The sequence below is a fragment of the Pontibacter sp. HSC-14F20 genome (assembly GCF_019599265.1).
Lineage (GTDB): Bacteria > Bacteroidota > Bacteroidia > Cytophagales > Hymenobacteraceae > Pontibacter.
Genome location: NZ_JAHZTC010000005.1, coordinates 181,653 through 204,868 on the forward strand (window position 1 = coordinate 181,653; position 23,216 = coordinate 204,868).

At 43.1% G+C, this 23,216-nt stretch carries 18 protein-coding genes; 10 read left to right on the plus strand and 8 right to left on the minus strand.

The window, feature by feature from the left end:
* The first annotated feature begins 34 nt into the window (after positions 1 to 34).
* Positions 35 to 910 (plus strand): lipopolysaccharide assembly protein LapB, encoded by an 876-nt coding sequence (locus tag K3G39_RS06945; protein ID WP_220625455.1) that lies wholly within the window; start codon positions 35 to 37, stop codon positions 908 to 910.
* A 230-nt stretch (positions 911 to 1,140) separates the two neighbouring features.
* Positions 1,141 to 1,644 (plus strand): hypothetical protein, encoded by a 504-nt coding sequence (locus tag K3G39_RS06950; RefSeq protein ID WP_220625456.1) that lies wholly within the window; start codon positions 1,141 to 1,143, stop codon positions 1,642 to 1,644.
* Between the two features lie 122 nt (positions 1,645 to 1,766).
* Here the strand turns inward: K3G39_RS06950 and rmuC are convergent, their stop codons facing one another.
* From rmuC to K3G39_RS06980, 6 genes are all read right to left on the minus strand, one after another.
* Complete coding sequence (gene rmuC, locus K3G39_RS06955; RefSeq protein WP_220625457.1) at positions 1,767 to 3,422, minus strand: DNA recombination protein RmuC; 1,656 nt, start codon at positions 3,420 to 3,422, stop codon at positions 1,767 to 1,769.
* 78 nt (positions 3,423 to 3,500) lie between these two features.
* Positions 3,501 to 4,436 (minus strand): ADP-ribosylglycohydrolase family protein, encoded by a 936-nt coding sequence (locus K3G39_RS06960; protein WP_220625458.1) that lies wholly within the window; start codon positions 4,434 to 4,436, stop codon positions 3,501 to 3,503.
* Positions 4,436 to 4,636 carry a DUF4236 domain-containing protein gene (locus tag K3G39_RS06965; RefSeq protein ID WP_220625459.1) on the minus strand — a complete coding sequence of 67 codons (201 nt, stop codon included), beginning with the start codon at positions 4,634 to 4,636 and terminating at the stop codon, positions 4,436 to 4,438. Before K3G39_RS06965 ends, K3G39_RS06960 begins: the two co-directional genes overlap by 1 nt.
* A gap of 167 nt (positions 4,637 to 4,803) precedes the next feature.
* Positions 4,804 to 8,151, minus strand: a complete 3,348-nt coding sequence (locus K3G39_RS06970) for a DEAD/DEAH box helicase (protein WP_220625460.1) — start codon at positions 8,149 to 8,151, stop codon at positions 4,804 to 4,806.
* A gap of 219 nt (positions 8,152 to 8,370) precedes the next feature.
* Positions 8,371 to 8,994 (minus strand): hypothetical protein, encoded by a 624-nt coding sequence (locus tag K3G39_RS06975; protein WP_220625461.1) that lies wholly within the window; start codon positions 8,992 to 8,994, stop codon positions 8,371 to 8,373.
* 126 nt (positions 8,995 to 9,120) lie between these two features.
* Positions 9,121 to 10,599, minus strand: a complete 1,479-nt coding sequence (locus K3G39_RS06980; protein ID WP_220625462.1) for an RNA repair transcriptional activator RtcR family protein — start codon at positions 10,597 to 10,599, stop codon at positions 9,121 to 9,123.
* Between the two features lie 330 nt (positions 10,600 to 10,929).
* Between K3G39_RS06980 and K3G39_RS06985 the strand changes: the two genes are divergently transcribed.
* The 8 genes from K3G39_RS06985 to K3G39_RS07020 all read left to right on the plus strand — a co-directional run bounded on the left by K3G39_RS06985 (position 10,930) and on the right by K3G39_RS07020 (position 18,661).
* Complete coding sequence (locus K3G39_RS06985) at positions 10,930 to 11,985, plus strand: hypothetical protein (protein ID WP_220625463.1); 1,056 nt, start codon at positions 10,930 to 10,932, stop codon at positions 11,983 to 11,985.
* A gap of 21 nt (positions 11,986 to 12,006) precedes the next feature.
* Positions 12,007 to 13,509, plus strand: a complete 1,503-nt coding sequence (locus K3G39_RS06990; RefSeq protein ID WP_220625464.1) for a hypothetical protein — start codon at positions 12,007 to 12,009, stop codon at positions 13,507 to 13,509.
* Between the two features lie 12 nt (positions 13,510 to 13,521).
* Positions 13,522 to 14,316: a hypothetical protein gene (locus K3G39_RS06995; RefSeq protein WP_220625465.1), complete on the plus strand. Its 795-nt coding sequence runs from the start codon at positions 13,522 to 13,524 to the stop codon at positions 14,314 to 14,316.
* 9 nt (positions 14,317 to 14,325) lie between these two features.
* Positions 14,326 to 14,928, plus strand: a complete 603-nt coding sequence (locus tag K3G39_RS07000) for a 3'-5' exonuclease (protein ID WP_220625466.1) — start codon at positions 14,326 to 14,328, stop codon at positions 14,926 to 14,928.
* A 69-nt stretch (positions 14,929 to 14,997) separates the two neighbouring features.
* Entirely contained in the window at positions 14,998 to 15,930 is a 933-nt protein-coding gene (locus tag K3G39_RS07005) for a hypothetical protein (protein ID WP_220625467.1), read from the plus strand.
* A 330-nt stretch (positions 15,931 to 16,260) separates the two neighbouring features.
* The gene (locus K3G39_RS07010; RefSeq protein ID WP_220625468.1) at positions 16,261 to 17,529 is read left to right on the plus strand and encodes a DUF2130 domain-containing protein; all 1,269 of its coding nucleotides are present in this window, start codon (positions 16,261 to 16,263) and stop codon (positions 17,527 to 17,529) included.
* A gap of 70 nt (positions 17,530 to 17,599) precedes the next feature.
* A complete protein-coding gene (locus tag K3G39_RS07015; RefSeq protein ID WP_220625469.1) occupies positions 17,600 to 18,244 on the plus strand; it encodes a VWA domain-containing protein in 645 nt (214 codons plus the stop codon).
* A gap of 51 nt (positions 18,245 to 18,295) precedes the next feature.
* Positions 18,296 to 18,661, plus strand: a complete 366-nt coding sequence (locus K3G39_RS07020; protein WP_220625470.1) for a hypothetical protein — start codon at positions 18,296 to 18,298, stop codon at positions 18,659 to 18,661.
* 149 nt (positions 18,662 to 18,810) lie between these two features.
* On the opposite strand, the gene K3G39_RS07025 is transcribed toward K3G39_RS07020, so the two are convergent.
* Positions 18,811 to 20,244 carry a M48 family metallopeptidase gene (locus K3G39_RS07025; RefSeq protein WP_220625471.1) on the minus strand — a complete coding sequence of 478 codons (1,434 nt, stop codon included), beginning with the start codon at positions 20,242 to 20,244 and terminating at the stop codon, positions 18,811 to 18,813.
* A 30-nt stretch (positions 20,245 to 20,274) separates the two neighbouring features.
* Complete coding sequence (locus K3G39_RS07030; RefSeq protein WP_220625472.1) at positions 20,275 to 23,190, minus strand: hypothetical protein; 2,916 nt, start codon at positions 23,188 to 23,190, stop codon at positions 20,275 to 20,277.
* Positions 23,191 to 23,216 lie beyond the last annotated feature (26 nt).

Below are 23,216 nucleotides of genomic sequence, written 5' to 3' on the forward strand. Positions count from 1 at the left end.
ATTGGTATGTTCAAAATATTAAACTTTTTTAATTATGTGCAAGCCAGAAAAAAATCTTATCGCTACTTCATCTAACTCAGCTAACTTTTACTTTGAAAAGGGTAATGCCTACGATGCCAAACAGAATTGGCTTCAGGCAATTTTCTGCTATACTAAAGCTATTGGTTTACAGCCTGATAATGTAGCATACTACATAGAAAGAGCTGAATCCCTTATTATGGCAAATGAACTTAGTCATGCAAAGAATGACTATGATCAGGTGCTAAAATTACGCCCTACTGATGATTACGCCTATTACAGAAGAGCTACTCTAAAGCTTGATCTTGGTAAGGAAATCAGTGCACTTAATGACCTTAACAAAGCTATCGAGTTAAATGATGAGGCTTACGAGTACTTTGCACTACGTGCAGAACAGTTTATTAAAAATGCTGCGCATATAGCTGCTATCGCTGATCTAACCGCAGCTATCAAACTATTTGCTCCAGACGAAGAAATACCTCTTAAAGTGTTAGAGGAGCTTTACTTAAGAAGAGCTCAGGTAAATGCTTTAGAAGATACCTGGTCTAGTGCTCTTTACGATTGTGAGCAGGCTCTGGCAATGAATCCTGAGCAACCAGACTATCTTGTTTTAAAAGGATTCTGCTATGCAGGTATGGGTATGGATAATGAAGCTGAACGTATTTTAAAGCAAGCCTACATGAAAGCTGACACAACTCATGATTATTACACTTGGCTTTCAACAAAAAGAAGCTTTATACTAGATGACGCTGGAGAAATGGCAGACTTGAATGAGGCTATTGAAATCTACAATAAACCTGAGTCCTATGCTCTTCGGGCGGAACTGAAGGCAAGGTTAAATAACCTGGAAGGTGCTCTAGAAGATTATAGAGAAGCCTATCTTCTAAAATAAAAGAAACAAACTTCGTGAAGCACTTACTATAATTAGGTGCTTCACGAAGGTTAATAAATTAGATCAAGACTATAAAACCAGTTACTAAACCGTAGCAATTGACATAACTCTATAAGTTAGCAGCTACTGCTGCTCTGCACACCAGATTTTAAACTATTTATCCATTACCTGAAAGGCAGCCTAAACTGCTATAACAGGAGTGGCATGTTCAAAATCTTAACATTTTTGTTATGTGCAGAGAAAAGTACCTCAACCAGCCGCTTATTAAAGCGAAACGCTACGTTTACCACATCTCCCCTGCCGTCAACCGCGACTCTATCGATCGCCTCGGCATCCTCTCCCGCAACGATATCCGCTTCGGGCCTAAATTCGGCTATCCTGATGCTGTATTCGCCAACAACCTCGATGTATTCAACAGTTTCTTTTGGTGGCCGTTCATCGAAGAGATGTGGGAACAAGATGATCCAAATGCCCTTGAACGCATCTACGACATCTGGGAAATTGATACACGTATTGTTAACACCACATGGCGTCGAGACCCTGGCTTGTTCAAAGGCAACAGGCACATCTTCACGTTAGACGACATCCCACGCGAAGCCATTCGCTTAGTGCGCCAAGAGCCCATGGAGCAGCGCATCCGTTATAGTGACGGCGTAGCGTCTACCTATACTTGGAACGGGCTGGTAACGGTCCTTCCCCGTAGACCAAGGTATAGGCTCCCGTGTGTCAGATAAACTTATACCTGATTGGGTACAGAAGGCTATATTAGATCTTTCTGTACCCAATCAGGTATAAAATAAGAACACCCAGCAAATTAGTCCATGCCGGGTGTCTTAATCAGAACAGTAGATGTGTTTTAATTGGCCATCAAAGGCTCTACATCGTTCCCATCATTGAGCAATATAGGATCAATGATGACTTGCTCTGGCTCGTCTTCTGTTGGGAGCATTGCTGCAGAAATAGTTTTGCTGGATTTTAGTCCGAGATCTTTTAATTTGATAGCCTGCCCAATCAGGTTTCCACTACCCGTCTTGAGTTGTCCTATAGCATGGTCATATGCATCTCTTGACTTCTCTAAATGCTTTCCAACATCTTCCAGTTTTGAAACAAAGCCTACAAACTTCTCATAAAGTTTTTCTCCCCTATTCACGATCTCCATGGCATTTTTACTCTGCATTTCCCGCTTCCATAGGTCAGCCATTAGCTTTAAGCAAGCAATTAAATTGGTTGGGCTGATCAGTAGTATTCTCTTTGAGTAAGCATAGGACCACAACTCCCTATCGTTCTGAATAGCGATCATATAGGCGGGTTCTATTGGCACAAACATCATAGTAAAATCAAGAGAAGACTCCAGGTTGTCGTATTTTTTACCCTGCAAGTCGTCTATGTGCTTCCGAATACTTTTTAGATGTTCGTGTAAGTGCATTTCCTGAGCTTCAGCCGTCTCTGCGGAAAAGTATCTATCGTAAGAAACAAGTGAAACTTTAGAATCGATGATGATGACACGCTCATCTGGCAGTTTCACCAAAACATCTGGCCTTAAGCTATTTCCTTCTTCATCCTTTATCGTCTGCTGCAGGAAATACTCCCTCTCTTTCTCCAATCCGGATTGCTGCAAAATACTCTCCAGGATCATTTCACCCCAATCGCCCTGCTTTTTAGATTGCCCCTTAAGCGCTGTGGCAAGGTTATTCGCCTCGGTACTAACTTTATTTGTTTGCTCCACTAATTCTTTCACTTTAGCTTCAAGAGAGAACCTCTCTTTTGACTCCTTATCGTAAGTTTCTTCAACCTTCTTTTTAAAAGTGTCGATATTGTCGCCAAGTGGTTTTAGTAGCGCCTCAATATTTGCCTTATTCACATCTGTGAATTTACCTGACTTCTCCTCCAGTATCTGATTGGCAATTTTTTCGAACTGCAGAAGCGCAGTTTCTTGGATCTTTGTTATTTCATCTTTTTGGGTAGTTATTTTTTCATTCAGGGAGCTGTTATTAGCTGTTAAAGTACTGTTTGCAGCAATAAGCTGATTATTACGTTCAGTAATTTCGGCTATATGTTCATCTTTGCCTTTAAGCAAAATCTTCTGCTGTTCAATATTTTCTACCAAAGACCTGTTACTAGCACTCTCCTGTGCGCAACGTTGATTCAATACATTGATCTCCTGCTGCTGTTTTGAAACTAAGTTTGTCTGCTCGGTTAGTGAAGTAGCCAATTCAGAGATTTTTTGCTCATTATTCGTAACAACTGTTTTTAGTGAAGCTGCTGTAGATTGAAGTTCATTAAACTCAGACTCCTTTGATTCTAATTTCAAATTTAGCTTAGTCAATTCCTGCTGTTGTCCCGAAGCTCTGTCTTCTGCAACTTTAAGCTTTGTGTTAACTTCATTGAAGTTAGCATGTAAAGCATCATAGTCTGCCTTGGAAACATGCTTTGTTTTCGTCAGCAAATTGGCAATGATAAAGGATAGGATTGACCCGAATAGAAATCCCAGAAAAATTGACAGTAGATCCATTGTGCTTAATAGTTAAGGTTTAAAATCTGTTTCACTTTATTTTTAGATTGCAGCCTAATCCGCTTATTCATCTGTCAATTATCCAGTCTTAGCTTGATCTATCAAACCTACAGCCACAGCACGTATCCCTTCTTTATCATACACCATATCCCTCCAACGTTCCGGAATTCCCTGTTCCCCATAATAAGCGCCGGCAATCTGTCCATACACCGCACCCGTCGTGTCAGCATCGTTACCCAGGTTCACAGCCAGCAGGGCACCCTCCTCGAAGGAGCTGCTGATGTAAAAAGCCCAAAGCGCTGCCTCCAATGATTTGACCACATAGCCGCTTCCCTTTATGAAGGGTGGATTGTTTTCTTTGAAAGAACCGTTGGCAACAACTTCAATTTCTGGAGAAAGGACATAGTTTTCCCAGTAATTTTCGACCGGCGTGAACAGCGGCTGCAGTAACTCTTCTTTTGTCCTACCCTCCAAGGCACCTACGATGATCCCTGCCATATACACACAGGCATCTATCGTGGTGGTGGCACCGTGCGTGGTGCGCGAACTTTCTGCTGCATATTGCAATGCCAGCTCAGGCTGCTGGTGGTAAAAAAGTGGCACCGGTGCCAGTCGCATAATAGAGCCATTTCCTGCGGTCTGCGGATTCGTTGAGCCGCTGTAAGGATTGTTGGTCTGCTCAAACTGGTACAGGGCTGTGCGTGTCGCGTTGCCAATATCGAAGCAGTGGCCGGTGGAGCTTCTATACCCGTCGCGGTACCAGCGCACATACCTTTCCATTTGGTCTTTCGGGTCAAAACCCTTGCAGTGCAACAGACTATCGGCTAGGCATAGCGCCATGGACGTGTCGTCCGTCCATTGCCCCGGCTCTAGGTCGAAGGGGCCACCTCCTACTATATCATTTATCGGCTCAAAACTGCCGGGCTGCGTAAATTCCAGGGTGGTACCCAAGGCATCACCAATGGCTAAACCTAACAGGGCACCTCTGCCTCTATCCTGTGTTGTGGACTTCATTATTTACTTGATTTTTTAGTGCCTAGATACTTTCTATACCCAATACCTGTGCCCGGAGCTCCGCTACTCACATACGTTTTGCCAGAAGCGGTCTTACCTATTCGGGCACCGGGAACGCCGATGCTAAAGCCTACCCCACTCTTGGAAAGGTTGATGCGGATAGGACCGATGTTAAATGATTTTCGAAAGAAGAAGGCCATGGTAATAAATTATATAAGAGTAAGGAATCAAATAAGGATAGCTTAAGGGGAAGATCATGCCAGGACATTTTATGGCTTTTTGAGAGAACTGGCAGGCATAAAAGGATCAAAACAACTTCCTGCCTATCAACTATTGACAGGCAAGAGACTTTTCAGAGCATAACCTATTAAATCTCTTTCAAATCCGCGTAGCCACCGTTTGCAACAATGTACTCTAGCAGCGTACGATAGCTACTGCTTGAGCGGAGAACGCTTTCGCAGCCTACCACCACCACATGTTTTTTTGCTCGTGTCAGGGCCACGTTCAGCTTGCGGTCTACTTTACCATCGTCAGTGAGTGACTCCAAGAACTGCATCTGCTTGTGGTGGTTCACTGCCAGCGAAATAATGATCACATCACGCTCACTGCCTTGGAAACGCTCCACCGTGTCGACGTCAACAAGCTGCATGACAGCAGCCTCCACGCTGCCGTTACGCTTGATGGTGGCGATCTGGGAGCGGTAAGGCGTTACAACACCTACACTGTCCTTGCAGAAATTGTCGCCATATGCCTTGTGAACAGCTTTTATGAAACCCGCCACGATCATGGCTTCTGCCTCACTTACCTTCGCTTTCGGCTCGCGCGGGGCCGGCACAAAAATGAGCCGTGACTTTGCCAAAGCCCGCTCATACTTGTTCGTTGCGTCAGCTTGGAAGGTGGTCTGCTCTGCAAATTGCTCACCTGCAAAGGGCTGCAGCTTGTTCTCATAATACTCCTGGCTTACATAGGTGCAAATATCTTGGTGCATACGCCCCTGCCTGGTCAGCATGCCATAGGCCTTATCCCAGCCATTGGCTTGGCAGGTGGCCAGCAAACGAGAGAAGAGTGAGTTCTTCAGCGATTTCAGGTGGATGGCTGTGAGCGCGGGATCTTCTACCTGGGTATACTTATCAGCCTGTGTCACGACGGCTGGCAACTGTTTTTCGTCACCGATCAGAATGAAGCGCTCGAATAGTGGCAGTATACCTACCAGGTGTGGCTCCAGCAGCTGAGAAGCCTCATCTACGATCACGGTGTTAAACTTCTTCTGCTTAGCCAGTTGGCTGAAGTTACCAAACGACGCCTGCGTGCACACAAAAATGCGGGTGCTCACAACCAAGTCGTTAAGCTCACTCACAGTTTTCTGCTCTGCCAGTTTATTGAAGCAGTTGGCTGCCGAGCCGCTTCGGGAAAGGCGCAGATGTGCCAGCCCTGCCTTATCCAAGTGGCGGCAGATCTCTTCTACAGCACTGTTGGTAAAGGCCATCACCATGATGTTCTCCTCAGTGCTGTCGTGCAGGCTCTGCACCATGTTGCGCAGCATATAAGATGTTTTGCCGGTACCCGGAGGTCCCTGCAACAGGAAATAGTCTTTGGCACTCAGCGCACGTTCCATCAGTTCACGCTGCTCATCCGAAAGGTTGCCGGTTACTTTATAAGGCAATTCGCCAAAGGCCGGCTCACACAGTCCAAACAGCAGATCCCGCTTAGGTTTCGGCGCCTGCAGGAAACAGGCCAGTGACTTGTACATATCATCGAAGCCCTTTTCCATGAGGTCGCGTTCCAGCGCCCAAAAAGGATGCTTTTTGAAGTAATCGGCATCCATGGTCTTGGAGCGCAGCGACACCACCACTTCCCGATCGGTAATGCGCTTGATGTTGCACTTAAGGATCTGGTTTTTAATGGCTGCCTGTTCGTCTCCTTCTACAAAAGGGTACAGAATAGTGATATCCCCTTCGCGCAGGTTGCTCATCTTGTCTGAAAGCAGTCCCCGCTTCAGGTATACTTCACTGCTTGCTGTCAGCTTATCGAACTCCAGGTAGTCGAGTATAGAGAAAGTATTGCGTTTGTCGGCGCGGGCAGAGCGCCAAAGGGCGGCAAAGCCGAGCGTACCTTCCACCTCGTCACTGCCGATCTTCGCCGTACGCTGCTCTCGTGCAACAAAACCAACGTAGTCACGGAAGTACTTTAGCTCATATGGCGCTGCGTTCTTCATGCCCGCCCATATACCCTGCAGTGCTTCTTCATCAAACTGTGCCCGGGCGCCGAAGTTTTCCGGATTAAAACGCCCCAGTACCTTTTCAGGCTTCTCCGCCATCAGGAAGTCGTTGAGCACAATGAAGTTGCGCAGGGTCATGAGCTCCTGCCGCAGCTGCACCGACTCGGAATGGTTGCGCAATGGACGACCTTCGTTTCGGCCAGCATCTGAATATAGAATGGCACTGTCGCCGGAGCGGCCCGGGAAAGTAGACTCGAGCAACATGTTATAGCACTGTACCTGTGCCTTGTTGTTATGCCAGAGCCCTCCGTTGTAGTTGATCCCGGGTGCACTGCCGCTTTTCAATTCGACGATGTTCTTGCGGTTCTCTTCAGCAGGGTCCTGGGCCAGCATGTCCAGACGACCATGCAATCCGAAACGGGTAGAGAAATAGGTAGGCTCTATGAGCAGTTTATGGTTACTGTAGTTTCCCAGCACCCCGGCAATGACACCTGTGTGTGGTGCCGCATCCTGCTGCATGTTGTCGAGCATGGCCGGGTTAAAGCGCCCGCCTTGCTGCGATACGCACAAAAGCCCGAAAGCCTGTTCCCCCATCGGTTGCGTACGCACATCGGCTTGGGTCGTACCCGGACTTAGTGCCAGCCTGTCTAGGATGTTGTTGGCTACATTACCGAGCATCATCTTGTAATTGGTCTCCGACTGCTTAAATTTGCCCAGCAGATAGATGTTCGGGTTAAGACCACTTTTGTCAAAGCACTCTGCCAGCTTCGACGCCTCCACTAGGTAGTCCGGCTCCACCACCATCAGGGTATGTGGCGTGGTGCTGTATATGTTTTCGGTGCCTTCATTTAACTGGATGTTGTAGAAAGCCACATGCGTATACTTGCTCAGGCGTTTGCCAACTTCGGCAAAGCAGCTGCGCCAGAAGTCTTTCTGTTCCTTAGGATTGAACAGGTTGATCACCACCTCTCCCAGATCCCCGGCATCACCACGCAGTGTTGTTCGGGAAGAAGTTGCGTCTTCGTGCTTCACTTCCACTACCGTCAGTTGCAGTTCGCTGATATGCGTATGGTTCTTTCTCCTTTTTTGTCTGAAGGTCAGCTCCGGCCGGTTGCTGTACCTGGCACTCAACTGAGGCGGCTCCGGCGTGTTCCCAAAATGGCTAACAGCCAGCGCCAGTGCGCGCATACCTGTCAGCAGGTCATCGTCAGACACATCGGTTCCTACATTGTGCACCACATAGTTCGCCCGCACACGCAGTCCGTGCACTTCATCGCGCAGATCCGGAGCTACATCATACTTATCGAAAATGAAATTAGAGCGGCTGAACGTATTCTGGAAGTACTGCTTCTCCTGGCTGGTCAGCTCTTTAAAAAGCGAGTCCAGCACCGAGCGAAGGTCTTTGAACTTGTCTGTTTTCTTAGGTCCTTCAGCAGCGTCGATGGACAAGATCTGCTCATAATAGTAATTGGCGGAATCGGGAGATAGGATGCTCATTCGTTTTCGATAAATTTTATAAACTCAGTCGATGTTACACATTTAATATTACTATATTACAATGTATATATTTAAATCCATGAAATCAACAAGCTCCTTAACACAGCCTGTATGATTTTGTACAAGTAGCTGATTGCTAAGGAAAATTATTTAGGCGTCTGGCTCCTGCCATGATCCAGCACCCGCTTGGTATAGCAGATTTTTAGCCACGCGAAGCTGCTACGTAAAGAGTTTCCGGAACACAGAGGGAAATGCCAGCGGCTCTATACCTGACATATCAGCAGCACTTACCTGCTGCACCATCTGGTATAGTGTAGTCGGATTGACCTGGGGCAGAAATTGAGCTCCGAACGCAGACATTCGCTGCATCCTGGAATCCGGCAAACTCATGGTCCGCATTACTTCTCCCAATTGTTCTGGCCATGCTGGCGGCGTGAAATGCTGTATTATGAAGCTGTATTTCAGCTGACCATCCAGGATCTCCGGATAATGCTCTGAGGTAAACCGGTAGAGCAACAGGCTAAGCATAGCTGGTTGGTGCCAATCGGAAAGACCGGGTAAATCAGAAGACAGGAGCTGACAAAATACCCTGTGCAGGGCCTGCACCGTAGGTTTCTGAGCATTTGTCCATATGGCTAACTTTACCTTGCCTTGGTGGAACAAAAGTTCTAAAGGAGAATAGATGACCACGGATAAGACGCGTTGCCGCAACTGCTCGACAGAATCAGCCTGCTGCAGACGCTGGCTGAGCAGTCGATAGGCGATATCGTAAGCTGAAAGTGGTGTGCCGGCATGGTGCAGTAGCAGTCGGATCTGGGAAAGCAGGTTCTCTTTTTCGATCATACAGGTATAGCTTGGTATGCCATACCTGTTACAAACCTGCTGCCAATGCCAAATGGCCAAATATCAACCAGATTTTAGTACAAAACCTGTTAAAACAGCACATTTGCTTGTCAGAAACTGACAGGCTTATGCTTCCTGCAGTTCCTCCTTTTCATCTTTTAGCAGGCCATACCTGCGCAACTTGGTTTTGAGCGTATTCTTAGCAATGCCAAGGGCCTGCGTGGTATGCGTCAGGTTCTCGTTCTTTAGATTGTATACCCGCCTGATATGGGCCTGCTCCACATCATCGAGCAGCAAGGAGCTTTCTGCACCCGACTCCCGTAGGCGCTTGGGCAGGTCTTCATAGCCCACTTCATCGTCACAAAACACATAAAGTGTGTCCACCATATTCTCGAGCTCCCTTATATTGCCCGGAAAGGTATAGGCCAGTATAGCGGACATGGCATCAGTGGAAAAATGAAGCTTCTGAGGTTTTTTAAACTCCTTTTGTTTGATCTCAACAAAGTGTTGCAGCAACTCTTTAAAATCAGCTGATCCCCTATCGCATAGCGAAGGCAATTCCAATTCAGCCACAGCCAGTCGATAATAGAGGTCCCAACGGAAAGTCCCGGCCTTGCACATTTCCTCAAGAGGGGCGTTAGTTGCAGCGATCACGCGCACATTTACTTGGCGTGGCTTCTCCCCGATCGGTTGTATCTCCTTTTCCTGCAGCACACGCAGCAAGGTTTGCTGCATCTGCGGACTGATATGGCCAATCTCATCCAGGAAAACAGTGCCGCCGTTCGCTTCTTCGAATACACCTTTGGCATCAGCATCGGCTCCGGTAAAGGCTCCTTTCTTATGGCCAAACAGTCGCGATTCCAGCAAGGTGTCAGCAAAGGCGGCGCAGTTTATAGCCATAAACGAAGCATCCCGACGAGAAGACTCCAGGTGCACATGCCTGGCCAAGTGCTCCTTGCCTGTACCACTTTCACCGCGTATAAGCACGGTTACCCGATCGGTGTGGGCCACCCGTTTGGCCCGGTCGTATACCGGCTCTATACTTGGGGTCAACTTAAAATTGCTCTCAGTTTTCGCCTGATCGGACTGCACCTGCTTGATAGTAGCGGCAAACGGGGTACGACTAGGCTCCAGAAGCAGCTCTTCCAAACGTGGCTTTTTATCGGGATGAAACCGGCCTTCGCTCGTCTGGATTAAGTGGGTGTTAAGCCCTAATGACTGGTGGCACATAAACCAGCTGAGCTGCATGATGGATGTGCCCGGTGAGAAGAAAATGTCGATCTCATGCTCACCCAAGCCCAGCAAAAGCGCTTCAATTTTAGGCTTGATCTCTTCCAAGCTAATCACATTTCGGAGCTCCAGCAGCCTCAGGTCTATGTCGGCATTGGGATTAACCTGCTTGAGTGCACTCTTTAAGTGTTCTGCCCATAGTTCCTGATCAGCTGATGAATACAAGAGCACATGGCCATCATAGCCACGTGTATTGTAAAAGTGCTCATAGAACTGGCAGTGTGGCCCATTAGCTGCCACCCCATCGAATCCGCCAGTCTCATTACGTTTAAAATCATGCGCTCGCGCAATCCAAGATACTAAGAGCTTGCTCATAATGGAAGACCAATGTTTAACCGATGGTCTAAATTTAGTAAATATATTATATGGCTAAAATTTTATATTAGAATATTATGATTATCAGATAAAGCTTTTAATTTTGCTTTGACTTAAGGCCGCACACCTTGTGTTACAGCGCCACCGCATGTTACATTCTCAGTCTTTCCAACCCCACAAGCCTATCAGTTATTGATTTGCCTGTACAAAATCAGACACCTTACCCTTATTTGGTTAAGATGAAATAGTGCGTTTGCAGCCTATAGGTGCAATTTGCCAATCCGGCATGAAATTTTGACAAGAAGAACAAAACACCCTTATACACTCACCATGAAGCAATCTTTTTGGAGCCGCCTGTTTGGGCGTAAGACTTCTAGTGCAGAAGCACCTACCAAGCATACTGCAAACTCTACCCAGCTTGCTATGACATGGATTGAAGATGAAAATCTGCTAAAGGACGAAGCAGTATTAGCTGCAGCGGCTGATAGTGATCCAGTACACAAGATTAGTACCATTGAAGCTTACTTTTCAGGCAAAGTAGCAGTAGTTAAAGAAAGGCTAGAAAGTCTTAAAATAAGATGTGAAGAAGCAAAACAGGAGGAATCCGAATTAGCTCAACTCTGTCACCAAATAGAGCAAAAATTACTGGCACTATCTGTCCTCCCTCCTAGCGCACTACAGGCAATAGTGCGCCACTTTTTTGGCTTAGTGCTATATATTGCTATGTGTGTAGGCTATGGTTATTTCATTTACGAAATGATAAAGTCCTACTTTGAATTTCCCATACCAATGGCTGTAGGAATAACTGCTCTTGGATTTTTTGCCCTCTTTAGTTCACGCTCTATACTATTCAAATCAAACTCTGCCATTAAGGAGGATAGTGAGAAAAAAGGTGGACCTGAAGTATGGAAAGTGCTATTTGAGGAGCTTTCAGTTCCGCTTGTAGTTTCAGTACTTGTAGTAAGCTTTGGATGGAATGATCGCCCTATATTTATGAGCATTCTGTTTGTAGTAGCAACATTCGTTATTTTCCTGATTGCAGGCAAAAGTTTACTAAGCACAATCACAAAACTACGTGATGAGTTTGCTACCCTAGGTACAAACCGAAAGCTGAATAGACAACGAAAGCTTGAAATCAAGCAACAGCAACAGAAGCTGACGGAGCAAAAAGAACAACAAAAGACAGCCTCGCAGAAATTAGAAGAATTACAAACTCAGCTATATGATACAGCGGAAGAACGTCACCAACTAGAAGCTAAGAGTAGTGCGCTCATCAGTTTATTCAAAGGTGAATATGAGCTAGCTAAAAAAGCCCTCAAAACCTTAACCCATCATCAAATCAGCAGCATTACCGCAGATGGTGTTTTAACTAAAGAAACTATATAATAAAAGATAAGCTACATTCTCATGTCTATAGTTAAGTTTTTTACAGACCGTTTTGGCAGGGTAAGGCCTATAACGCCAAAAAGTGACTTAGTACCACAATCAACTGCTGATCAACCTGTTTCTAATTCACAGCAAAATGTAACCTTGGTTGATGTTAGAAAAGAAGGTTTTAAGGACGGTGTGCTTGAAATTGATAAATCACCTTTTGAATCTTGGATTACGCATAGCGAAGAGCTTGAAGTCGTAAAGCATAACCTTGGTGTACAGCGAGGTGAACTTGCACGTTTAACAAATCAACTTAACCGTGCAGAAACGGAAGGTGAAAGATTACGAGTAGAGATCGCAGGGTCTACAGAAAATATCACGCTCCAAGAGCAATTCTTAGAGCAAAACATAGAAAAAGTTGATGAGATTAAACAAGAGCAGCAGTCATTCTTGGAGAAAATTGAAGGTATAAATCCTGCTTATGATTGGGTACCTGCTATACTATTTCTGATAGCTGGTGCAGCTTTATTAGCTGCCGACTATGTTGTTTCAATGGAAATAGTCGCAAAAGGCATGAACTTGGGTGGAACAGAAGCTACACTTTTCGCAACAGCTATGGCCATGATGGCTTTTGCAGTTAAACCAGCCGTTGATAGGATTTTCGAGAAGAGTTATAAAGATGGAAGTATAGCTGCTAAAAAACGTAATCATTGGTTTATTGGCATAGTAGCACTGTTAGTACTATTCTCACTCTCCTTGTTAGGTTTTTTCCGATCCGATGCTGAAGGGTTAATGTCTCAAATTAAATCTAAGGAACATAGAGAAGAAGTTTTAATGAGCAAGACTTCTCTTACTGAGATTGAAGAAACTGAACTAACGAAGATTCGAGGCGAGCTTTCCGATCTAAATGCTAAATTATTAGAAAACCCAGCCAAACGATGGTCATTCATTGCATTGGCAGTAATGTTTGCTCTAGCGGGTGCTGTCTGTTTAAGTATAGCGTTTCCTTCATTAGAACAGCACTTTAGAAAAGACAATTTAACAAACCATTCAAAGAAGTTACTTAAACAGTTAAAATCTCTAGAAGATGAGCAGAAGATCACAAAGCAGCATATAGCTGACAACAAAGCTACTGTATCTAAGTCTGAAGTCATATTGAAAGAGTTGGCCGCCCCAGAAACCTTAGTTAGCAAGATTCAGGAACTACAAGTTAATATTTCTGAGAATGTACTTAAATACCATCAAATAAAAGCCTTGGCTCTAACTGATACTTATAGAGACGCATATGCAGAAGCTATCTCCTATGATGTTGAAGGCAGACCAACGATCTATTGGAAAGAAGTAGATGGTTTAAATAGTATAGAGAAGGATAACAAACCTAGCCTATTGAATTCCGAGCAACCTGTAATTCAATCTAATAATTCTAAGTGGTTTACTAAGTTGTTAGGAAATTCGCAAGCCTCATCAAATGAGGATGCTAAACCTACATATGCTCACCAAAAGCTAAGAAAGCTAATACAAGAAAGAAAACTTAACTAATAACTGATAGACATGTCTCTTAAAAATAAAGCTTTAATTCTTTTTGGGATAATAATTGTTGCTTTCGTGGCGTATAAGTACATCCCTAATACAGATCCAGTGGCTTCTCCAAACACTTATACTTTATTATTCTTCGACAAAACACTTAGTAATACAGCAACATATGGCACTACTGAGATTGAAAGTCATAGAAATGTTATTATGGAAGCTTCAGACAATCTAAAAGTAAAAGGCGACAAGGTTAAGGCCTACTACATTGATGCTATAACTGAGAGCGCTAGTAATAGAGTACCAGATGCAGAGTTAGACTTTGATCTAACGCTTGATTCAAACGCCGGATATCTAGATCAGCAAAATGCCCAAAAAGAGTATAACCGTAACTTATTTGTCCTGAAAAAAGAGGTAAAAACTAATCTTCTTCAACATTTTGAAGAAGAAGGCAACTCAATACATATTAACCAGACAGATGCTTGGGGTATTTTAAATAAAATAAAATTAGATGCGGACAAGCTGAATACTGGTGATAGAATGGAGGTATTAATTTTCAGCGATATGGAAGAAAGTATGAATACTGCTGGAAGAAGAGATTTTCATAAAAATAAAATCAATACCATTGATGATGCTAATAGGTTAGCAGATGAAGATATAAATACGATCAAACAATTATATTCATTCAATACTATAAAACTTGCTGAAAACATTAAGGTTAGGCTTTATTTTCCATCAGCAAAAGAAGGGAAAGCTAAAATGGAAGCCTACTGGATTAAAATATTTAATGGCTTTAATATTGACGTAGAACTCATTTAACTCCACCCCATGCTCCTCTTCTTTGACACAGAAACCGCTGGCCTCCCCCGCAACTGGAAAGCCCCGCATACGGATATAAACAACTGGCCACGTATGGTGCAGCTGGCCTGGCAGGTATATACATCGCAGGGTCAATTATTGTCCACTGGCAATTACATTATTCGTCCTGATGGCTTTACTATACCTGCCGAAGCAAGCCGCATCCATCGTATCACGACGGAAAGGGCGCTTGCTGAAGGGGTGGCACTAGCTGATGCCTTATTGCGCTTTGCTAACGACTTGGCGGCTTGCTCGCATGTGGTAGCGCACAATATCAATTTCGATAAAAACATAGTAGGCGCTGAGTTTATCCGGGCAGGAATACGCCACAAGCTTTTTGAGCGGCAGCACATCTGCACCATGGAGCGCACTACCAACTACTGCGCTTTACCGGGCAACTATGGATATAAGTGGCCTACACTTTCGGAGCTGCACCGCAAAGTATTCGGGCAGGAGTTCGCAGAAGCCCACGACGGATACGCCGACGTAAGCGCTATGGCCCGTTGTTTTTGGGAACTGCAAAACCGCAATTTCTTTGGTTCGCTGTCACTCAATAGTCCAGCACACGCTTAATAAATCTAACTACGGCAGGTATAAGAACCTGCCGTTTTTTTAACAACAATAGATACCTTCAACCCTACCATGAAACAAAACGCTAACGATGCACAGCGTCTTGAAGCCCTGCACCGCCTATACTATACCTTAGCGCATCAAGTGCTGCCCGAAATTATCTTATCTGAGAACGTAGACGAGCACCTAAAGCCTAATCCGGCAGGGGAAGGATTACTCAGTGAAGCTGGCACGGCCGCTATACCTGACACAGCACAGCAAGACGACCCGGAGACAGCACATGCTATTGCACAGGCAAGCATCGATGACGAGCTACAACAACACATTGCCGAACAAGAAGAAAAGCGCCTGAAAATGGGCTTGTACGACTTCGAAGACGTCCTCCCTCCTTTCGGAAAAAACATTGACCCAGCCAATGCTGAGGGATATCCGCTGGACGACGAAGTAGCCGATGACTTTTTTGGTGAAGACAATGACTATAACACAGACTCCGCTTATAATGACTTTGATGCCGCGGATGAAGACTTTTTAGAAACTGAAAAAGATGATGAAGATTTGTCAGACGGGCAAGTGAACGACCTAATTTCTGATCTTGAATCGATATTGGAGTTCCATACCTTGGGGCAAACGCCTGACAACCCCGATGAAGCTTTTCTGGCGGACACCTGGCGCGAAGCCTGGTTCCATACTGAGCTCGAAGACTACCCTGCCAACACAGGCTATACCTTGCGCCGCATCAACCAGCAAGGCTATGAAATCATTCAGTTCACATTCCCTAAACCAGTCGGCATGACCGATGCCTGGCAAGCTATTGCGATTCGCCAGGCAGGAGCACCTTACCGCTATTTCACGCTGGAGAGCACTATTTCGGATGATGAACCCAAAGCTGTGCTAGCAGAATGGGAAGCAAATCGCAGGCACACTAACTATGGTGTAATTACCCATGATGTAACAGACTCACAAATATTTTTAAAACTAGTGTTGGACGAATTAGCCTTTAACTAAAAAACATGCCCCATACCTGTGCTCAGCTATACCTGAAGCATTTGAGGGGGTATTTTTTACTCTATACATACTAAAACCCGCGTGCCAACCAAGTAAGCGGGTTTTGGCGTTTTATAAGTTATCTGTATAAGTGCCTTCCTGACTATTATCTATTGGTACTCTGTACTGTATTCATGATTCTCATAATCGCCACCTGAACACGCATCTATTATCGATAGGCAAAATAAATTTTTGACACCAAGCATGCACACAGAACAGAGGTTAGAGCGGTTTTTGGCGTTGGCATAGGCTTTGCCAATTGGTATGCATCACCAAAATGCTATATAGAATATGAATAACGCTACTGCTATTTCCTGCCCACAGTGCTCACACGAGTTCAACCCCAAAGCTGCCATTGCATCGCGCATAGAGCAGGAATTGAAATCCAAGTTTGCTGAACAAGCCAATCAGCTCCACAAGCAACACGAGGCCCGTCGCCTTGAAATGGAAAAGGAAAAACAGCAACTGGAGGAAATGCGCCAGCAGCAAGATAAACTGGTGCAGGAGCAGGTAGCACGTGAGCGTAGCGTACTCGAAAATAAGCTAAAGGCTGAGCTTAGCCAAAGCATGGGCAACGACTTGGCCATGCTAAAAGAAGAAAAAGCCTCGATGGAGCAAAAGCTGAAGGAAAAGCAGGACAGAGAACTGCAGCTGCTTCGTCGCCAACGTGAACTGGAGAACAAGGAGCGTGAACTGGAATTGGAAACAGAGCGGCGTATTATGAGCATTCGAACGGAGTTGGAGCAGAAGATCCGTCAGTCAGAAAGCGAGCAGACCGAGCTGAAGCTGAAGGAAAAGGACAAGCAGATTGATGATATGAAGCGCTTAGTGGAGGAAATGAAACGCAAGAGCGAGCAGGGCTCCATGCAGCTGCAGGGCGAGGTACAAGAGCTGGCCTTAGAGGAGAAGCTGCAACAGACTTTCCCATTCGATCTGATAGCAGAAGTGGGCAAGGGAGTGAAAGGCGCAGATGCCATCCAGACGGTTCGCAGCACCATGGGTGAGGACTGTGGCACGATTATGTACGAAAGCAAGCGCACCAAGGCTTTTGGCAACGACTGGATCGAAAAGCTGAAGACTGATGCCCGGGCCAGCAAAGCTGATATGATGGTGCTCGTAACAGAGGCACTGCCGAAGGGCATGCAACACTTTGGTCTGTACGAAGGCGTATGGGTATGTACCTACCAAGAGCTGACCCCTATGGTGACGGTTCTGCGCGACTGCCTGCTTAAAGTGTCGGCTGCCACGGCAAGTCAGGAGAACAAGGGCACCAAAATGCAGATGCTCTATGACTACCTGACCAGCACAGAGTTCAGCCATCAGTTCACGGCCGTTGCCGAAGGTATAGCCAGCTTGAAGAGCGGCACTACCCGGGAGCGTGCCCAGATGGAGAAGCTCTGGAAAGAGCGCGAAAAGCAGCTCGAGAAGTCTCTGCTCAATATCGTCGGCATCTATGGCTCCGTGAAAGGTATAGCGGGGAGCTCGCTACAGGATGTTAACCTGCTCGACTCCCCGGACCAGCAGGCGCTCCCTCCTATCACACAGCCACAGCTGAACTAGTATGCAGTCGGCAGCACCGTGTCAGGTGCTGCCCCTCTTCCCTCATTTGTCTTATCTAAAATCCCAAATCATGAATAAAAAGAAAATCTACAACCTGGTTATTCTGGATGAAAGCGGCTCGATGGAGTCCATCAAGAAGCCTACTATTTCTGGCTTCAACGAAGTTGTGCAAACCATAAAAGGTGCTAAGGAAAACCATCCGGAGCAGGAGCACTTTATCTCTTTGGTAACCTTCAACAGCGATGGCATTAAAACGAAGCTTTACAATGTGCCGGTTTCGGAACTGGAGGAGATCAACGGTAAAATCTACCAGCCCAATGCCATGACACCGCTGTTCGATGCCATAGGCATGAGCGCAACCCGGCTGCAGTATGACCTGTCGGAAGAAACAGATACGCATGTGCTGGTTACTATCCTAACTGACGGACTCGAAAATGCTTCTAAGGAATACACAGCGTCGCAGATCAAACAGCTGATTGACAAGTTGCAAGCTAAAGGCTGGACCTTCACCTACATCGGTGCCAACCACGATGTAGCGCAGGTGGCGACATCTATCTCCATCAACAACTACATGGTTTTTGAGTCCACGCTGCAAGGCTCTGCCAAAATGTGGGAGCGGGAGCGTTCAGCCCGGAAATCCTATCTGGATAAGCTGAGCCGCAATGAGGATGTGCAGCGTGATTATTTTGATGATAAGCCAGAGGGGACCGAATAGTGTCTGGGATTTGTACTAACTCTATTTTTTAAAATTTAAATCAGAAACTGTATGTTCATAATAAAAGAAGTACCATCAGGTATAATGCTAGAGTTAACAGACAAGGATTTTCTGCTGCAGGAATTTCCTGATTTGGATGTTGGTCTCTATGAAGCAATGGAATACTGTGATTTTGCGCCTGAAGGAAGCACAACAGAAGAATGGAGCGATATTAGCAGCTCGATCGGTCATGCGGCTATTGGCTTTCATGTCTATGATGATGGAGGCTGTTTAACATACGACCTTAACCAACCTTACAGGATGTTTGGCAATGAAGAAATCGAGAAAGATGACATATTACCACAGCTTGCTGAGAAAGGTCAGCTGCTGTTTACACCATTTAAATTTAAAAATAAATATGGTGAAGAAGTAGATTAACCTTGAAAGTTAAGACCCAGCTTATTCACAATTTTAAGCTGGGTCTTATTTTATTAATTAAGTCTATAATGTAGGATTATGATGAAGCTGATATTACCAAATGGATTAAGTTACAATCATGTTTTATAACTCTAGATGAATTATCGCCCTTACCCACTAATCTTGATAATTTTTGCCAACTCCTTTTTACCCTCTCTAGCAGGCATGACTTGAAACTTCACCTCTTTTCCAACAACAATGTCAGGTAATAACCTTGAATCTGGATTTATGGAAAAATAATAACTGATACCCTTTAATTCAATAAAGCCATTCTTACCTCTTTCATTATCATTAAGGATATTCTTAATTTTACCTATTAATAACTCCCCCTGCCTACTCTTTGCTTCCGGATTATTTTGCTTAAATGAATTCCAGTAATTTTTAAGCTCAGCTTTAAGATTCTTCAGTTTATCTAGTGGAACTTCAGTTTGTTTAAAACGGCGAAGTTCATCATGTAGCTTTTGAGGTATTTTCCATTCAAGGCTCAGACGTATCAACTTTGATAAAGTAAAGTGTTTGAAGGCTTTTTCTTCCTCTTCCATTTCAAGCAAGATTTTACCTAATAAGTAAAGCAGGTCAACTTTGAACTCCAAATCTCCAAAATTATTAATTGCTTGAATGGAGTAATCGAAAGCCTCTTTTGTTTTACCAGCTTCTAAAAGCAATTCTGCTAATTCCTTCTGAATAAACCATTCCTTCTTTTTCCTTAGTATAATTCTTAATTCGTTAATTGTATCTTCAGTATTACCAAGGTTCTTTTTAGATAGAGCTACTCTTCTTGAAAACCAAGCATCATTAGAATAATGTAATTTATCAAATAACTCAAGACCCTGTTTTGATATTTCGAAACATTCCTCATACCTACCTAGCTTCATTAAAGCCTTAGATTTATATGCAAACCAATTTTCTTTGTCAGAAGCGAGTTCCATTTCCTGCACTTTGCCTTTTCTCTCGACCTCAATTGTTCTGCAATTAGTACTTAGTTCGTTAGGATCAAATAGATCACAAAACTCATTTACAACCCTCCAATTAGGCGCTGGCTTTTTCTTTTCTGTCTTTACTACTATGGTAAAGAGTTGTGAAATAACACTATAAGTGAAATCTGATTTTGAATTTCTTAATAAAGGAATCAACGTTTCAATTCTTTTAAGCAGGTCTGATTTATTAAGATTAGTAACAGGCATAGAGTCTACTTCTTCCTCATCAAATAAATCTTGTTCATGTTCATTAAAACTTGCAATCCCATTATCGGAATTATCAGCTTTGAACTTAATATAGAGAAGCCACCCGTAGGCTGAAAGAACTCTTTCTTTTGTTGATCCGTTTATCTGAACATTATAGATGTTTAAGAATTTAAAAGCAGCATCAAAATTTTTGGTATGACGCAAACAAGAAAGCATATCGGAAATAAGATATTCATTACCTGCTATCTGTTCCGGCCTAAAGTGAGCTTTATTTTCTCTAAAATGAGTTAATGCCGCGCCATACTCTTTTGCCCTTATATGTTTGGAAATCGCACTACTGAAATCGAATAGTGAAGCCATTATATACTAAAATTTATTATTTAAGCTGTTTTAATTCAGATTTAAAAGCCATCCTTTTACAGATTGACTTAGATCAATAGTAGACTTTTCTAAAATTGTAATCTTAGTAAAGAAACCTCGATCGTTGTAGTAAACTCGGAATTTAAAATTTTGATCTCCATTTGAAGCTTCGATTATGTCGTGATATTTATGGCTTCCTTTAAGCTGCATATCAAACCCCTTTTGCTTAAGAGTTAAAGCCCAATTTTGATATACTTCTTGTCTAAAATCCATTGGTAACTCCAAGACTGTTGATTTACTTGCTCTTCCTGCAGTTGAAAATAAGGTCTCAATAGACTCGTTTATGGTGTTTTCTGACAATCCTCCTGATCTTTCGACCCTTATTGATGTGACGGATCCAGTACCATTATTACTAAAAATCATAATAAGGGATTCTGGCTTACCAGTTAAAGAGTATTCCGCCTTAGTCATGTATGCCCCACTAGGTCGAACTGATCTCAAGAAAGCACCCTTAGACTCCATGAATAATGAGAACTCACTAATAGCACCTCTAACATGTTCGTTCAATGTATCACTAATCAAGTCATTATATTTTTCAACAACTTCATAACCAGGAAACAGTAAAGCTTCTCTCCTGCTAATTTCTTCAGTGTTGGAAGTTTCTTCAAAATCACAATCTATTAAAGGGTGAACTGTTTGTGGGTTAGCAATGAATGCTATTTGACGTGAAGTAGTTAAGGCAGAATATAGCCACCTATTGTAAGATGAATTACTAATGCCTCTATTCTCTCCCTGATACGCATTTATTAAAACATTACTAAAGGTAGCTCCTAGTGCTTTATTCACGGTGATGGCCCAAGCATAACTCACCTTCACAGCATTCACAAATGGGTTTTGTTGTGCAACCATTTGTAAAACTGTACTTCTGTAGAGCTTTCTATATTTGCTGAGTAATGATCTAGCTGCTGCTGTTGTCGTGGCTCCCTTTTCATTGACAAGATATTCAATCGCTAACTGTTCCTCTTTACTGAGTGCTAGGTAGGCAGGGGATTGCAATAGCTTTATATGTTCTTCTGAATTAATAAAAGGATGCTTTCTAATGTTTTCATCAATCATCTTACTAATGAAAACTTGTAAAGCTATTTCCTCATTCTTAGAGAGTTGATCTTCATTTAAGAAATAATTATTTAAGATCCATAGATCAGTCTCAGGCTTATTTGTAACGCTTAAGCACGATACTGTTAACCTTGTGAAACTTAAATTAATAGGAGTTTTGCTTTGTCTAATAATAACCGGCTCATCTTTTGTCTCATGCTTAGCCTTTACTAATAAGTACATCCCATTGGTCAAATTTGTAGGTTGGCCGAAGCCAGTATGATCAGGAATGTGTACTGTATTATGAACCATAAGTAAATCATTGGGAGCTAAGCTTGAGCCGTTATTTAGGCACTTATTCTTTACCCAAAGATTAATCTTTTTTGCATCTTTATTTGTGTAAACTAAACAGCAGTTTCTAGGTTCACTAAATAAAGGCTCTTTAAACCAATTGTATAAAAGATCGGTAGCTTTATCTTTATTGACATGAATCATGTCCTCCTCAATCCAATTATAATCTAAGGTATTAAAAATATTTCGTTCAATATTACGAGCCAAATTAGTTCTTAAATTGAACTTACCACCATTTCCTATAATTTTGAGTTGCTGTTTATGATGTCTAATTTTACCATTAAATAAACTTCCTAAAGTTTCCATGTTTACGGCACTTTCTTCGGGCTTCCCATATGAAAGAGAATAAGGATCGCCAATACATATTAATTTTCTTTTAGTATTGTCAAGAGATAAGAATTTCATTAAGTCTTCTAACAGTCTTCCCGATCCAAATTTTAATAACTCTGATTGGTAAAGACTGCGGCTAATTAAATGAGCTTCATGTAAGATTATTACAGCAGATTCATCTATAAGATTATCAGGTCTGATGTTTACTATCTCTTGGAGATCACTACTATTTTCTTCATTCTCATTATTAGAGACAAGTGTATCTGTTCCTCCGTAAATTCTTCCAAAAAGACCATTCACAGAAACACCTGTTCTATCAGTAAGTTTTTTACTGACTCTTAAAGAATGAGTCCATACTTCTGTTTGTGGAACTGCATATTCTACAGCCTCAGACAAAACATATCTCATCCAATTATCACGATCCTGGGCATGCATGGATTCTAAGACAAGGATACCACTAGTTTTCTCCTGCAGAAAATTAGTGATCTCAGATTCAACATCGCTATCTATTTCAATTACAGGTTGCTTCTGAACGAAATGTAGTGGAACTTCTATTTTCTCATCCCAGAGACTAGCATCAAAAATTGATTTTAAAGCATCAGCTGAGTCAGCATCATATGTATTCTCACTTGAAAAATCATACAAAAATGTGCTTAAGTCTTTTTCCTGAACTAATTTGTAGTATGGAATATTTCGTGGTACTTGATATAATAGAGTTATTGGTCCTGTAAAAATATTAAGAGCACACACACGGTTAGCCTTAATATTACTATTAAGAACGATGCTATTCTTAATGATTTCAAACATAGAATCTCTGTAAGAACTCAACTGTCTGAATGGATTTATAAATCTTGCCCCAGCTTTAATTTCTATACGCTGCTTGTCTACGTCACTCTCAGAGTACCACTTCGCAATCTTAAACTCCTGCTCATTAGGTGGGAGTTTAATAGTTCCTTTATAATCCTTTAAATCAATGATAACTAGACCATGATCATAAAGTAATATAGCATCAGCTCTGAAACGACTATAATTCTCATTAAATGGATTTCCAATCAATAAACCGCTCCAGTTTCTTTGCTTAAATAATAGCTTTAGTGATATAGCAATTCTTCTAAATTGTTCATTTTCATGCGTATGATCGGCCCTGTTATGCCTAATCTCAAGTGCCATATAGATTCAATTAGTAAAGTTTAATT